Source organism: Streptomyces sp. NPDC006193, from assembly GCF_040613915.1.
Taxonomy (GTDB): domain Bacteria; phylum Actinomycetota; class Actinomycetes; order Streptomycetales; family Streptomycetaceae; genus Streptomyces.
The window spans coordinates 22317-35662 of record NZ_JBEXTB010000033.1; the positions used below are offsets into that span (position 1 = coordinate 22317).

Annotated in this window: 10 protein-coding genes, 1 tRNA gene and 1 pseudogene; 8 read left to right on the forward strand and 4 right to left on the reverse strand. The window is 73.9% G+C overall.

Annotation, left to right across the window (positions count from 1 at the left end):
* The first annotated feature begins 124 nt into the window (after positions 1–124).
* The gene (locus tag ABZ261_RS24855; protein WP_356862725.1) at positions 125–634 is read left to right on the forward strand and encodes a MarR family transcriptional regulator; all 510 of its coding nucleotides are present in this window, start codon (positions 125–127) and stop codon (positions 632–634) included.
* A 368-nt stretch (positions 635–1002) separates the two neighbouring features.
* Here the strand turns inward: ABZ261_RS24855 and ABZ261_RS24860 are convergent, their stop codons facing one another.
* Both ABZ261_RS24860 and ABZ261_RS24865 read right to left on the reverse strand, forming a co-directional pair.
* A complete protein-coding gene (locus tag ABZ261_RS24860) occupies positions 1003–2541 on the reverse strand; it encodes an MFS transporter (RefSeq protein WP_356862727.1) in 1539 nt (512 codons plus the stop codon).
* A gap of 151 nt (positions 2542–2692) precedes the next feature.
* On the reverse strand, positions 2693–3340 hold the full coding sequence (locus ABZ261_RS24865; RefSeq protein ID WP_356862729.1) for a helix-turn-helix domain-containing protein: 648 nt from the start codon (positions 3338–3340) through the stop codon (positions 2693–2695).
* Positions 3341–3615: 275 nt separating this feature from the next.
* Between ABZ261_RS24865 and ABZ261_RS24870 the strand changes: the two genes are divergently transcribed.
* Complete coding sequence (locus tag ABZ261_RS24870) at positions 3616–4893, forward strand: M6 family metalloprotease domain-containing protein (protein ID WP_356862731.1); 1278 nt, start codon at positions 3616–3618, stop codon at positions 4891–4893.
* Positions 4894–5122: 229 nt separating this feature from the next.
* On the opposite strand, the gene ABZ261_RS24875 is transcribed toward ABZ261_RS24870, so the two are convergent.
* A complete protein-coding gene (locus ABZ261_RS24875; RefSeq protein WP_356862813.1) occupies positions 5123–6037 on the reverse strand; it encodes a LysR substrate-binding domain-containing protein in 915 nt (304 codons plus the stop codon).
* Positions 6038–6239: 202 nt separating this feature from the next.
* On the opposite strand from ABZ261_RS24875, the gene ABZ261_RS24880 reads away from it, so the two are divergent.
* The 5 genes from ABZ261_RS24880 to ABZ261_RS24900 all read left to right on the forward strand — a co-directional run bounded on the left by ABZ261_RS24880 (position 6240) and on the right by ABZ261_RS24900 (position 12567).
* On the forward strand, positions 6240–7532 hold the full coding sequence (locus tag ABZ261_RS24880; protein WP_356862733.1) for a cytochrome ubiquinol oxidase subunit I: 1293 nt from the start codon (positions 6240–6242) through the stop codon (positions 7530–7532).
* A gap of 208 nt (positions 7533–7740) precedes the next feature.
* The gene (gene cydB / locus ABZ261_RS24885; protein WP_356862735.1) at positions 7741–8766 is read left to right on the forward strand and encodes a cytochrome d ubiquinol oxidase subunit II; all 1026 of its coding nucleotides are present in this window, start codon (positions 7741–7743) and stop codon (positions 8764–8766) included.
* A 132-nt stretch (positions 8767–8898) separates the two neighbouring features.
* The gene (cydD, locus tag ABZ261_RS24890) at positions 8899–10626 is read left to right on the forward strand and encodes a thiol reductant ABC exporter subunit CydD (protein ID WP_356862737.1); all 1728 of its coding nucleotides are present in this window, start codon (positions 8899–8901) and stop codon (positions 10624–10626) included.
* Positions 10623–12389, forward strand: a complete 1767-nt coding sequence (gene cydC / locus ABZ261_RS24895; protein WP_356862739.1) for a thiol reductant ABC exporter subunit CydC — start codon at positions 10623–10625, stop codon at positions 12387–12389. The genes cydD and cydC overlap by 4 nt, the downstream gene beginning before the upstream one ends.
* A gap of 105 nt (positions 12390–12494) precedes the next feature.
* Positions 12495–12567: transfer RNA gene (locus ABZ261_RS24900), tRNA-Arg, on the forward strand.
* A 106-nt stretch (positions 12568–12673) separates the two neighbouring features.
* Here ABZ261_RS24900 and ABZ261_RS24905 read toward each other — a convergent pair.
* Positions 12674–13192, reverse strand: a complete 519-nt coding sequence (locus ABZ261_RS24905; protein WP_356862741.1) for a tyrosine-type recombinase/integrase — start codon at positions 13190–13192, stop codon at positions 12674–12676.
* On the opposite strand from ABZ261_RS24905, the pseudogene ABZ261_RS24910 reads away from it, so the two are divergent.
* Positions 13128–13331 (forward strand): annotated as a pseudogene (locus tag ABZ261_RS24910) (hypothetical protein); the annotation flags it as partial. The gene ABZ261_RS24905 and the pseudogene ABZ261_RS24910 overlap by 65 nt on opposite strands.
* Between the last annotated feature and the right edge of the window lie 15 nt (positions 13332–13346).

The window sequence follows — 13346 nt, forward strand, 5'->3', positions numbered from 1 at the left end:
CGCGGGCTCCCTGTGGTCAGGCCTGCGTGACGCGCGGGCGAGATACTTCAACTCTCAAGCTCCTACGGGAACACTACGCCGGATTTGTTCAAATTTCAAAGAGCCGCCTCGTACAGTTGGTCGTATGAACACGGCACCGGACTCCGCCGCACGGCACCGCTGGCTCACCGACGAGGAACAGCGCGTCTGGCGCGCCTACCTGCACGCCACCACCCTGCTGGAGGACCACCTCGACCGGCAGCTGCAGCGCGACGCGGGCATGCCGCACATCTACTACGGCCTTCTCGTCGGCCTCGCCGAGGCGCCGCGGCGGCGGCTGCGGATGACCGAGCTGGCCATGCAGGCGAAGATCACCCGCTCCCGGCTGTCGCACGCCGTCGCGCGGCTGGAGAAGAACGGCTGGGTGCGCCGCGAGGACTGCCCCTCCGACAAGCGCGGCCAGTTCGCGGTGCTCACCGAGGAGGGCATGGAGGTGCTGCGGCGCACCGCGCCGGGCCATGTGGCCGCCGTCCGGCAGGCCCTGTTCGAGCGGCTGACCCCGGAGCAGCAGAAGGCCCTCGGCGAGATCATGGAGATCGTCGCCGAGGGCCTCCAGCCGGACGAAGCGGGCGCGGACCTGCCCTGGCTCCGCTGAGGCGCCGCGTCGGGGCCGGGCCGGCTGCTGCGCTCGCGTCCGGGCCGGTCGACTGCGGCAGACGGCGCCGGGTCCTGGCCGGGCCGGGCCGGCTGCGGGGCGCGGCGCCCGCGTCCTGCCGGGCCGGCTGCGGGGTGCGCGGCGCCCATCCCCGCCGGTCCCCGCGCCGCCGGGCCGGGCCGATCCGGACGACTGCGCGCCGTTCGCGTGCGCCGGTTCACCTGCGGGCCGGGGCACGCGCCCCGATCCGTGCGGCCGGTGAACGCGCCCCGATCCGTGCGGCCGGTGCACGCGCCGATCCGTGCGGCCGGTGCGCGCGCCCCGTTCACACGCGGCCGGTGCGGGCCCGCCCGGTCACCTGCGGTCGGTCAGTGGGCCACCACCGGCACCGGCACCTCGTCCTCGGCGCCGTCGCCGGAGGCCACCGTGAGGGTGCGCGGACGGCCCGCGTTGACGAAGGTGAACGCGATCAGGGCGGCCAGGCCCAGGATGCCGACGGCGAACCAGATCGCGGCGCTGTACCCGTGCACCATCGCCTGGAGCTGCACCAGCTGCTGCTGGGGCCGGGTGGCGGCGCCGGCGATGTGGTCCTTGACGTACGACGTGGTCGCCGAGGCGGCGATGGTGTTCAGCAGGGCGGTGCCGATCGCGCCGCCCACCTGCTGCGAGGTGTTCACCATCGCGGAGGCGACGCCCGCGTCGCGCGGCTCGACGCCCTGCGTGGCCAGGGACATCGCCGGCATGAACGCCGTGCCCATGCCGAGGCCGAGCAGCACCATCGCGGGCAGCAGCAGGGCGGGGTACGAGGAGTCGATCTCCAGCTGGGTCAGCAGCAGCATGCCGAGGCCGGCGACCAGGAAGCCGGGGCCCATCAGCAGGCGGGCCGGGACGCGGGTCATCAGCCGGGTGCCGATCTGGGTGGAACCGGTGATCATGCCCGCCACCATCGGCAGGAACGCGAAGCCGGTCTTGACCGGCGAGTAGCCCTTCACGACCTGCAGGTAGTAGGTCAGGAAGAGGAACAGGCCGAACATGCCGATGATCGCGAGGCCGAGGGAGAGGTAGATGCCGCCGCGGTTGCGGTCGGTCACCACGCGCAGCGGCAGCAGCGGCGCCTTGACCCTGGCCTCGACGATCACGAACGCGAGCAGCAGCGCCACGGAGGCGACGAACATCGAGACGGTGACCGCGTCGCCCCAGCCGTCGGACTCGGCGCGGGTGAAGCCGTAGACCAGCGCGACCAGGCCGAGAGTGGAGAGGATCACGCCGGGGATGTCGAGCGGGGAGCGGTTGCGGCCGCCCTCGGGCTCCCGGACGACGAAGTAGGCGCCGGCCGCGGCGACCACGGCGAACGGGACGTTGACGAAGAAGGTCCAGCGCCAGTCCAGGTACTCGGTGAGGAAGCCGCCGAGGATCAGGCCGACGGCGCCGCCGCCGCCGGCGATCGCGCCGTAGATGCCGAACGCCTTGGCGCGCTCCTTGGCGTCGGTGAACATCACCGCGAGCAGCGACAGCGCGGCCGGGGCGAGCAGCGCGCCGAACACGCCCTGCAGGGCGCGGGCGCCGAACATCATCGCGCCGGTGGTGGCGGCGCCGCCCAGCGCGGAGGCGGCGGCGAAGCCGGCCAGGCCCAGGACGAAGGCGCGCTTGCGGCCCCACAGGTCGGCGATCCGGCCGCCGAAGAGCAGCAGGCCGCCGAAGGCGAGGGCGTAGGCCGTGACGACCCACTGCCGGTTGCCATCGGATATGCCCAGGTCCTGCTGGGCGGAGGGCAGGGCGATGTTCACGATGGTGGCGTCCAGGACGACCATCAGCTGGGCGAGCGCGATGAAGACGAGCGCTTTCCAGCGGTTGGCGTCAGCGCGCGGTGCGCCGGCACCGGGAGCCTTGAGGGCTGTTTCTGACATGGAGGTACCCACTTCGGGACTTTGTGACGGAAAAATCAGGAGGAACGGAAAAAATGACGAGAAAACGCTGTCAGGAGGGAAAGCGGGACCGCTGGGACGGCCGGGTGGTGGGTGGACTGGGATCAGGAGCCGAACTCATCGGCCTCGGCGGTCAGCAGGCGCGCAGCTCCTCGATGCTCACGGCCGTGCCCGGCAGGGCGGAGCGGGCCGGGGCCCGCAGGCCGTCGAGGAAGAGTTGCAGGTGGCGGTGGACGAAGCGGTCGCCGCGGACGCAGTCCGTGCCGGCCGGGGGCCGGCTCAGCTGGGCCGCGACGATCAGCAGATCGCCGACGCCCACGTCGGACCGGAGCTGTCCGGCCGCCCTGGCCCGGCCCATGACCTCCTCGACGAGCCGCTCGACGCGCTCGCGGGCCGCCTCCAGGTCGGGGTGGTGCTGGTCGAAGGTGCTGGACACCATGGGGCACAGCGCGCTGATCCGCTCGTCGGCGGCGGCGTGCACGAAGCGCTCCAGGGCGGCGAAGGCGTCCCCGGTCTCCGCGAGGGCCTGTTCGGCCGCCTCGGCCGTGCGGTCCATCACGGAGCAGAGGACCTCGCGGACGAGGGCGTCGCGGTCGGGGAAGTTGCGGTACACCGTGGCGTTGCCGACGCCGGCGCGGCGGGCGATCTCGTCCAGCGGCACGTGCGGGCCGTGTTCGACGAACATCTCCCGGGCGGCGGTGACGATGCGCTCCCGGTTGCGCAGGGCGTCGGCGCGAGGCCGGGACACCTTGCGCGCGACGGGGGCGGTCGTGGCCGACACGATGACTCCTCGGGACGAAGGGGCGATCCGGGGAAGTGGTCCCCGTTTCGCTCGGACACAGGGCTAAACGGGGAGAGCCTCCCCGGTTATTTCCCGGATCCGGGATCGATCGCTGTGACCTGAGACACATTCACTCGGCGCCGCGTTTCACCCCTTCGCCGACCGGCATTCCCACGGCCGGCCTTCTCCAGCGCGCGCCCGGCTTCCCACCGGCACAGGGTGATCCCAGGGTGCAGCCCGAGACCGGCGGCTGCCGTGGAGCGAAAGGTCCATGCATGCAGCCGCAGCCGCCCCGCCGCCGCATACGCCCGCGCCGTGCGGCCGCCCTGGCCGTGGTGACCGCGCTGACCCTCGCGGTCACCACCTCGGCCGGGACCGGACAGCTGACGGCGCCCACCACCGCCGGGCCGGTCGGCCCGGCCCGCTCCTCCGCACTCCTGCCGTGCATGCTCCGCGGCGGCCTGAACGTCCAGATGACCGAGGGCCTGCCCACCTCTCCCGGCTACTCCCGCTCCACGGGCACGGTCCGCGCCCTGACCCTGATGGTCGACTTCCCCGACGCCCCCGGGGAGGGCAGCGCGATGGACCGCTTCCACGAGTTCTTCCCGCAGACCCAGGAGTGGTTCCGGACCGCGTCGTACGGCCGCCTCGACTACCGCACCGAGACCCCGGTCACCGGCTGGCTGCGCATGCCGAAACGTTTCCGCAACTACGGCATAGAGCGCGGCGCCCCCTTCGACCCCGGCTACCGCCGCCTGGTGCAGGACATCGTGGCCGCCGCCGACCCGGAGGTCGACTTCCGCAGCTACGACCTGATGAACGTGCTCGTCACCCCCAACGCCGGCCCCTCCGCCCTGGACACCGTGCTGTCCGTGACCTTCGCCGGCAACAGCGACGCCCCCGTCGCCGACGGCGTCCGCATAGCCAACGCCTCCTTCGTCTACTCCCGCCAGGACGACGGCTCCGGCAGCTACGCCCGCACCGGCTACCGGGTGCTGCCGCACGAGAACGGCCACACCTTCGGCCTGCCCGACCTGTACACGCAGGACGGCGGGGGCGCGGTCGGGCACTGGGACATCATGAGCGAGGACTGGGGGGCCAACAACGACCTCCTCGGCTGGCACAAGTGGAAGCTGGGCTGGCTGGACGGCAGCCAGGTCGGCTGCGCGGCGGCGCCCGGCAGCGTCGAGTACACGCTGTCGCCGCTGCACGAGCGGGGCGGCGGCAAGCTGGTCCTGGTGCCGTTCACCGCGCGCAGCACCTACGCGCTGGAAGTGCGGACCCAGGGCGGCAACGACGAGGCGGTGTGCCGCCCGGGCCTCCTCGTCTACAAGGTCGACGCCCTGGTGGACACCGGCCGCGGCCCCATCACCGTGTACGACAGCCACCGCGGCAGCGGCGGCTGCACCCGCAGCCCCAACGTCCACACGGAGCTCTCGGACGCCCCCTTCGCCCCCGGCGAGAGCTTCCGGGACCCGCGGCACGGGATCACCGTGCAGGTGGTGAGCGCCGACGAGGACGGGAACCACCGGGTGCGGATCACCCGGGGGTGAGGGCGGCGGGGCGGACCGGCCCGGCCCGGCCCCCGCATGACGGGACCCAGGTCCTTCGAGCGCCCGCTGGTGCGCGGTGGTCTCCCGATGCACACGCGTCCGTCACACGGCGCCCCGACCCGCCCGAGGCGGAACAGAAACGTCGTCGCCCGCCGGCCGGTCGGGCACACGACGTCCTGGGCCGGGCAAGTCCAGCGCGCCGGAGCGCAGCGAAGGGGTTCCCGCCGCGCTAGGAGGACGGGCGGGCGCGCCGCAGGTCGGGCAGGCGGTGCGTCATGAAGGGCCTGCTGGTGACGAACTCCCGGAACTTCACGGCCGCTTCGGACAGATGGGTGTCCCGGTTCCACACCAGGGTGAGCACCCGGTGGCAGTCGGGCGCGTCCACGTGCACCCAGGCCAGCGGGACGCGCGTGCCGACCTGGCGGGACATCGCGGGGATGAGGCCGATGCCGAGGCCGGCGCCGATCAGGTCCCCGCTGGCGCCCGGTTCGTCGCTCTCGCAGGACAGCAGCGGCGTCAGGCCCTCGGACGCGAACAGCCGGTCCAGCAGGACCCGCTGCCAGCCGCGCCGGGTGGTGACGAACGGCTCGTCGGCGAGCTCGCGGACCGTCACGCGGTCGCGCCCGTCGAGCCGGTGCCCGTGCGGCACCCCGAGCAGCACCTCCTCGCGGACCAGCTCGATCGACTCCAGGTGCGCGCCGGTCAGCGGCTGGGAGGCCACGCAGAAGTCGACCTCCCGGGCGCGCAGCCGGCGCTCCATGTCGTCCACGTCCGACTGGAAGAGCCGGACGTCCGCACGGGGGTAGGCGGCCCGGAAGCTGCCGAGCAGCCCGCTGATCGTCAGCAGCGTCTCGGAGGCGACGCTGACCCGGCCGAGCCCCGTGTCGCGGGCCTCGTGGACGGCCCTGCGGCCGTCGTCCAGCTCGCTCAGGGCGCGGTCGACGTGCCGCAGGAACACCGCGCCGACCTGGTTGAGCCGGATGCGGCGGCCCTGACGGTCGAACAGCGGCGAGCCCAGCTCGGTCTCCAGGCGCGCGATGGCGCGGCTGAGCGAGGGCTGGGCGATGCGCAGCTCCTCCGCGGCGCGGCTGATGTGCTCGTAGCGGGCGACGGTCTGGAAGTAGCGCAACTGCAGGAGATCCACGGGCCTACCTCTGTTCATGCCTTCGGGGTTATCTCCACATAGCAGAACCGGTCTTGGAATGCATGAGCAATCGTCCCTACGGTCGTGCGCAGGGTCTTCGCGCGGCCGGCGGCGAACGGCGTCCGGCAGCCGCACACGCGACGCGAGGCCCCCCACCCGTCCGACGTCCCGCCGGCCGCCGTCCCTCCAGGAAGGTCGCATCATGAGCGCTGCGGATCTGGCCCGATTCCAGTTCGCGGCCACGACCAGCGTCCACTGGCTGTTCGTGATCCTCACCATGGGGCTCGTCCCCCTGGTGGCGATCATGCACACCCGGGCCGCGTTCACCCGTGATCCCGCAAGCAGAGCGGTACGGGAGCGGATGACCCGCTTCTGGGGCCAGCTCTACGTCATCAACTACGCGGTCGGCATCGTCACCGGCCTCGTCATGGAGTTCCAGTTCGGGCTCAGCTGGAGCGGCCTGAGCGCGTTCGCGGGAAACGTCTTCGGCGCCCCGCTGGCTCTGGAGACCCTCATCGCCTTCTTCGCCGAGTCCACCTTCCTCGGCATGTGGATCTTCGGCTGGGGGCGGCTGCGCGCAGGTGTGCACGTGACGCTCATCTGGCTGGTCGCGCTGACCGCCTACGCCTCCGGTTTCTGGATCCTCGTAGCCAACGGCTTCATGCAGCACCCCGTCGGCTACGAGGTCCGCGACGGCGTCGCCTACCTGACCGACTTCGGCGCGCTGCTCACCAACCCCAACGCCCTGGTCGCCCTCGCCCACCTCACCCTGGCCGCCTTCACCACCGGCGGTGTCTTCGTCGCCGGCGTCAGCGCCTGGCACTTGGCCCGCGGCACCACGGAGACCGAGCTGTTCCGCGGCTCCCTGCGCCTCGGCGTCTGGGCCGGCATGCTCGCCTCCTTCTTCGTCATCGTCGTCGGCCAGATGCAGGTCCCGGTGCTGGACCGGACCCAGCCCATGAAGATGGCCGCCCTGAACGGCGAAGGCGTCGCCGGACTGCAGGCGCAGCTCGTCCGCGAGCACGGGCCCGGCGACTACGTCCCGCCGCACGACTGGCTGCGGATCGCGATGGACTCGATGACGGTCATCGGCAACACGGTGTCCACCATCACGTTCATCGCCGTCTTCCTGCTGTGGAAGGACTGGCTGGTGCGCTGGCGCCCGCTGGCGTACCTGATGACCGCCATGATCCCGTTCCCCTTCGTCGCCGCCGTGGGCGGCTGGGTCTTCCGCGAGGTCGGACGCCAGCCGTGGATCGTCTACGGCCGGCTGACGGTCGAGGACGCGCTCTCCCACGTCGGCAGGACCTCCCTCGCCGTGTCCTGCACCGTGTTCGTCGCCGTCTTCGCGGCGCTCGCGGTGACGAACTGGAGCCTGATCACCCGCTTCGCCCGCCGCGGCCCGGACGCGACCCGGCTCGGCGACACCGAGCCGCTCGCCGACGACGTACCCGACAGCGGCGTCGACGGCGAACGGGCGGTCCCGGCGTTCTGAGCCGGCCGCCACGGTCCGGTGCGCCGCCGCCCACCGCGACGGTCCGGTGCGCCGCCGCCCGCCGCCACGGTCCGGTGCGCCGCCGCCCGCCGCGACGGTCCGGTGCGCCGCCGCCCGCCGCGACCGGCGCAGGCTGCAACCGGCGCAGGCCGCGGCCGGCCTCGGCGCGCCGGCTCAACCCCGCTGCTGAGACGGAAAGTTGGACGACATGAGTCTGGAGACTCTCTGGCTGGGCCTGCTCGGCCTGCTGCTCGCCGGGTACTTCGTGCTCGGCGGCTACGACTACGGCGTACAGATGCTGCACCCCTTCCTCGCCGCCCCCGACGGCCGCAAGGAGGAACCGGCCGGCCGGAACGCCGCCCTCGACGCGATGGCCCCGTTCTTCCTGGGCAACGAGGTCTGGCTGGTCGCCTTCGCCGGCGTCCTGTTCGGCGCCTTCCCGCACCTGGAGGGCAGCCTGCTGTCCGGCCTCCACCCGCTGATCGTCGCGCTCCTCGCCGGCCTCGTCCTCGGCAACGCCGCGGTCCAGCTGCGCGGTCGCGCGGACAGCGCCCGCGGCCGCCGCCGGTGGGACGCGCTCATCGTGTTCGGCGGCGCGCTGCCCGCGCTGTGCTGGGGGCTCGTCGTGGGCCTGCTGCTGCACGGCGTGCCCCGCCGCGCCGACGGGAGCTTCCACATCGGGGCCGGTGACGTGTTCTCGCCGTTCGTGCTGAGCTGCGGGGTGACCGCCGTGCTGCTCTTCGCCGCCCACGGCGCGGCCTTCGTGGCACTGCGCTCGGAACCCGGACTCGCCGCCACGGCACGGCGGCTGGGTGCGGGGCTCGTGCGCGCGGCCGCCGCCGCGGGACTACTCGCGCTGCTGCTCACCCTGTTCGGCGCGGGCGCCTCCATGACCAACCGGACGACCTCGGTGATCATCGCCGTGCTGCTCGCCGCGGCGCTCGCCGGCGCCTGGTGGTACCTGTCCCAGGGGCACCGCGTCCTGGCCTTCGCGGCCACCTGCTGCGCGACGCTGCTGCCCGTGCTGCTCCTCGGGGCGGGCCACTACCCGTACGTGCTGATCAGCTCCGCCGGGGCGGGACTGACGATCGGCGAGGCCGTCACCGACAGGGCCACGCTGAAGATTCTGTCCGGGTTCGGCATCGTGGTGATACCGACGGTCCTCGCCTACCAGGCGTGGAGCTGGTGGGCCTTCCGCGGCCGCACCGGCCACCGCCACCCGAGCTACTTCTGACCGGCGGCCGGGGGCGCCCTGCCCCGACGTGCCGCACCCGGACCGCCACCCGGCGATCCGCGACCCGCGACCCGCGACCCGCGACCCGCGACCCGCGACCCGCCGTACCGTAGCGACGAGAAGGACCCCAGGATGAAACCGGTCGAACGCCGCCTGATGCGGGAAGTCCCGGCGCTGCGACGGCACATGACCCGCTGCACGGTGTCGGCCCTGCTGGGCGCCGGGCTCGTGGTCGCCCAGGCGGCCCTGCTGGCGCGGATCCTCGCGGACGGCTTCGCCGGACACCCCGTACGGGTCGGCCCGCCGGCCGCGCTGGCCGCCGTCATGGCCCTGCGCGCGCTGCTGACCTGGTCCCGCGGCGCCCTCGCCCAGCGCGCCGCGGCCGACGCCAAACGCACGCTGCGGGACCGGATCACCGGCCGGCTGCGGCACACCGGACCGCTGCGCCTGGCGGCCGGCCGCCACGGCGAGACGGCCACGCTGCTCACCCGCGGCCTGGACGCCCTGGACCCGTACGTCGTCGGCTACCTGCCCACGATGACGGCCACCGCGGTGGTCCCCCTCACCGTCGTCGCCCATCTGGGGTGGACCGACTGGACCTCGGCGCTGATCGTCCTGGTGACGCTGCCGCTGATCCCCGTGTTCGGCGCGCTGATCGGCATGCACACCGCCCAGCGCACCGCCCGGCAGTGGCGGCTGCTGTCCCGGCTCGGCGGCCACTTCCTGGACGTGGTGTCCGGACTGCCGACGCTGCGCGCGTTCGGCCGCGAGGTGCACCAGACCCGGGTGGTGGGCGAGATGGCCGACGCCCACCGGCGGGCCACCATGCGGACGCTGCGGGTGGCGTTCCTGTCCTCCTTCGTCCTGGAGACGATCGCCACCCTCTCCGTGGCCCTGGTGGCCGTACCCGTCGGGCTGCGGCTGCTCGGCGGCGAGCTGGACCTGCGTACGGCCCTGACCGTGCTGTTCCTGGCCCCCGAGGCGTACCTGCCGCTGCGCGCCGCGGGCGCCGCCTTCCACGACAGCGCCGAGGGCATGGCCGTGGCCGAGCGGGTCTTCGCCGTCCTCGACGACGAGGACCGCCCCACCACCGAGGACCACCCCACCGCCGAGGACCGCCCCGCGGCCGGGGCCGGCGGCCGGGCCCCGGCCCCCGACGCCCGTACGGCCCACCTTCGCCTCCACGACGTCACCGTCTCCTACCCGGACCGCCCCGCACCGGCCCTGCGCGGCGTCTCGCTCACCGTCCGCCCCGGCGAACACGTGGCCCTGGTCGGCCCGAGCGGCGCGGGCAAGTCCACGCTGCTGTCGCTGCTCCTCGGCTTCACGGCCCCGGCGTCCGGCCGGGTCACGGTCGGCGGCGCGGACCTCGCGGACCTCGACCAGGACGCCTGGCGCGCCCAGGTGGCCTGGGTGCCGCAGCGCCCGCACCTGTTCGCGGCGTCCGTCGCGGACAACATCCGGCTCGGCCGCCCCGACGCCGCCGACGCCGAGGTCAGGGCCGCGGCCCGCGCCGCCGCGGCCGACCGCTTCATCGCGGAACTGCCGCGCGGGTACGACACCGTGCTCGGCGAACAGGGCGCCGGGCTCTCCGCCGGCCAGCGCCAGCGGATCGCGCTGGCCCGCGCGTTCCTCAAGGACGCTCCCGTGCTGCTCCTCGACGAACCCACCGCCCACCTCGACCCGGAGAGCGAGGCCGCCGTCACCCGCGCCGCGGTCGACCTCATGCGCGGCCGGACCACCCTCGTGGTCGCCCACCGCACGAGCCTGCTGCCGCACGCCGACCGCATCGTGACCGTGCGCGCGGGGACTCTGTCCACACCCGAACCGGCCCACGCGGAAAGGCACCTGGCCTCATGACCCCGCTCACCGAGGCCGAAGCCTCCGAAGCCTCCGCCGACGCCGACGCCGACGCCCCGGTCCGGGCGGGCGGGCCCCGCCCCACCGTCCGCCTCCTGCGCCACCTGCTGCCGTACTGGCGCAGGCTGCTGCCCGCCGCGCTCGCCGCGGCCGGCAGCGAACTGGCCGCCGCCGCGCTGATGGCCACCGCCGCCTGGCTGATCACCCGCGCCGCGCAGCAGCCCCCCATCACCTCGGTGAGCGTGGCGGTCGTCGCCGTACGGGCCCTCGCCCTGGGTCGCGGAGCCCTCCGCTACACCGACCGGCTCCTCGGCCACGACGGCGTGCTGCGCGCCGTCGCCGGTTTCCGCACCCGGATCTACCAGGCACTGGTGCCGCTCGCCCCGTCGGGCGCTCCCGTCTTCCGCAGCGGCGACCTGCTGACCCGCCTCGTCGACGACGTCGACGCCGCCCAGGACCTGCTGCTGCGGGTCATGATCCCCGCCGCGGCCGCCTGCGCGGTCACCGCCACCGCCACCGCGACGGCCGCGCTGCTGCTGCCGCAGGCGGGCGCGCTGCTCGGGCTGCTCCTGGCCGTGGGGGGCGTCCTCGTGCCCGCGCTGGTGCTCGCCCTGTCCCGCCGCACGGGCCGCGCCGAGAAGACGGCGCGCGCCGAACTCGCTGTCGCCACACTGGACTTGACTCAAGGAGCGGCCGACCTGGCGGCGTACGGCGCCCGCGACCGCGCCCACGAGCGGGCCGCCGGCGCGTCGGCCCGGATCGCCGCACTGGAGCGCCGGGGATCCCTCACCGCGTCGCTGGCCTCGGCCGCGGTACTGCTGCTGCAGGGCGGCGCGACCGTCGGCGTCACCTGGCTCGCGCTGCGCGCGCACGCGGCGGGCACGCTGCCCGCCGTGCACCTCACCGTCCTCGCCGTCCTGGCCCTGGTCTCCTTCGAGGCGCTCGCTCCGCTGCCCGGCGCCGCCCGCCGCCTCGCCGCGGTGCGGGCCTCCGCACACCGGCTCGCCGACCTCCTGGACACACCGCCCCCCGTCACCGACCCGCCCGGCGCGGCCCCGCTCACCGCCACCGAGCCGCTCGGCGTGACCATCACCGACCTGCGGGTACGCCATCGTCCCGACGGCCCGCCGGCACTGGACGGGGTGAGCCTGCGGCTGCCGCCCGGCCGCCGGGTCGTCCTGCGCGGGGCGAGCGGATCCGGCAAGTCGACGCTGATCGCGGCGCTGATGCGATTCGTCCCGTACGAAGGGGGGAGCATCCGCGTCGGCGGCCGGGAACTGCGCGACTGCGCCGGCGCCGACGTCCGCCGCGTGATCACCGGCATGACCCAGGACGCGCACGTCTTCCACACCACCATCCGCGCCAACCTGCTCCTGGCCCGCCCCGACGCCACCGACGCCGACCTGGCCGACGCGGCCCGCCGGGCCCGGCTCCTGGACTGGATCGAGTCGCTGCCCGACCGCTGGGACACCCTGGTCGGCGGGGACGGCGCCACCCTCTCGGGCGGCCAGCGCAGGCGCCTGCTGCTGGCCCGCGCCCTGCTCGCCGACCCGCCCGTCCTCGTCCTGGACGAGCCCACCGAGGGACTCGACCCGGACACCGCCGCCGCCGTCCTCGCCGACATCCTCGACGCCACCCGGGGCCGCACCACGCTCCTGGTCACCCACGAGCGGTCCGGCCTCACCGCCGCCGACGAGATCCTCACCCTCGACCGTGGCCGGATCCACCCCGCCCCGCACCGCCCCCTCGGCCCCACCCCCTGACACCGTCCCCACCACCGGACGCCGATCCGCTACCCTGTCAGGGATCGCCCTCACCGGCGGTCCACCTTGCCGCAGCGCGACCCACCGCCGCGCCACGCAAGCCCCGCCTTCGTAGCTCAGGGGATAGAGCACCGCTCTCCTAAAGCGGGTGTCGCAGGTTCGAATCCTGCCGGGGGCACAGAGAGAAGGGCCAGCTCAGGAGGGTTACCTCCCAGGCTGGCCCTTCGTCGTGTCCGGGGTCGTGCCACACGCGTGCCACTAATGCCACGCGGAAGCCACTTCCCCTAGCCGGAAGCCCCTCCCCCACCGTCGCGGATCATGGCCCCAAGCCGGTCGGCGATGGCCCGGTCCCGGTCGCTGGTCATGTGCTGGTAGATCAACGCGGCCCGGGAGCTGCTGTGTCCCATCCTCGTCATCAGCTCCCGCGTGCTGGCCCCGGCCGTCGAGGCCAGCGTGTTGCCCGTGTGCCGAAGATCGTGGAAGTGCAGCTCGGCCGTGACGCCCGCGGCCTCCCGGGCCTTGACCCAGTCGTCCCGGAAGTTGCTCCGCCGCAGCTGCCCACCCTGCGGCCCGACGAAGACGTGCCCGTCGCGGCCGGGAGCGGCGAAGTGCTCCAGGTGGTGCGTGACCGCGTCGAGCAGTTCGGCCGGGAAGGAGACGGAGCGCACCCCAGCCGCGGATTTCGGTGCCTTGTCGAAGAGCCGGCCGTCCTGCAACTCGGCCTGAGTCCGACGAACGATGACGGTCAGCCCCTCCAGGTCGATGTCCCGGCGCCGCATCCCCTTGGGATCACACGACGCCACGAGCCCACGCCTGGCACTGCGCTGGTTACGCGAGCGCACGCAGCACATCACCGACCAGCTCGACGCTGCATACGCACAGCCGGGCCAGCACTGGCTGACGGACGAGGCCGAACACGAACGGGCCCTCGCCTACCTGACCAGAGGCAACGCGGCG

Bases quoted from the DNA above. Each gene is read 5' to 3' on its own strand.
- cydD (WP_356862737.1), top strand. From the start codon at position 8,899: ATGAAACCGGTCGAACGCCGCCTGATGCGGGAAGTCCCGGCGCTGCGA.
- cydC (WP_356862739.1), top strand. From the start codon at position 10,623: ATGACCCCGCTCACCGAGGCCGAAGCCTCCGAAGCCTCCGCCGACGCC.
- cydB (WP_356862735.1), top strand. From the start codon at position 7,741: ATGAGTCTGGAGACTCTCTGGCTGGGCCTGCTCGGCCTGCTGCTCGCC.
- ABZ261_RS24870 (WP_356862731.1), top strand. From the start codon at position 3,616: ATGCAGCCGCAGCCGCCCCGCCGCCGCATACGCCCGCGCCGTGCGGCC.
- ABZ261_RS24880 (WP_356862733.1), top strand. From the start codon at position 6,240: ATGAGCGCTGCGGATCTGGCCCGATTCCAGTTCGCGGCCACGACCAGC.
- ABZ261_RS24860 (WP_356862727.1), bottom strand. From the start codon at position 2,541: ATGTCAGAAACAGCCCTCAAGGCTCCCGGTGCCGGCGCACCGCGCGCT.
- ABZ261_RS24855 (WP_356862725.1), top strand. From the start codon at position 125: ATGAACACGGCACCGGACTCCGCCGCACGGCACCGCTGGCTCACCGAC.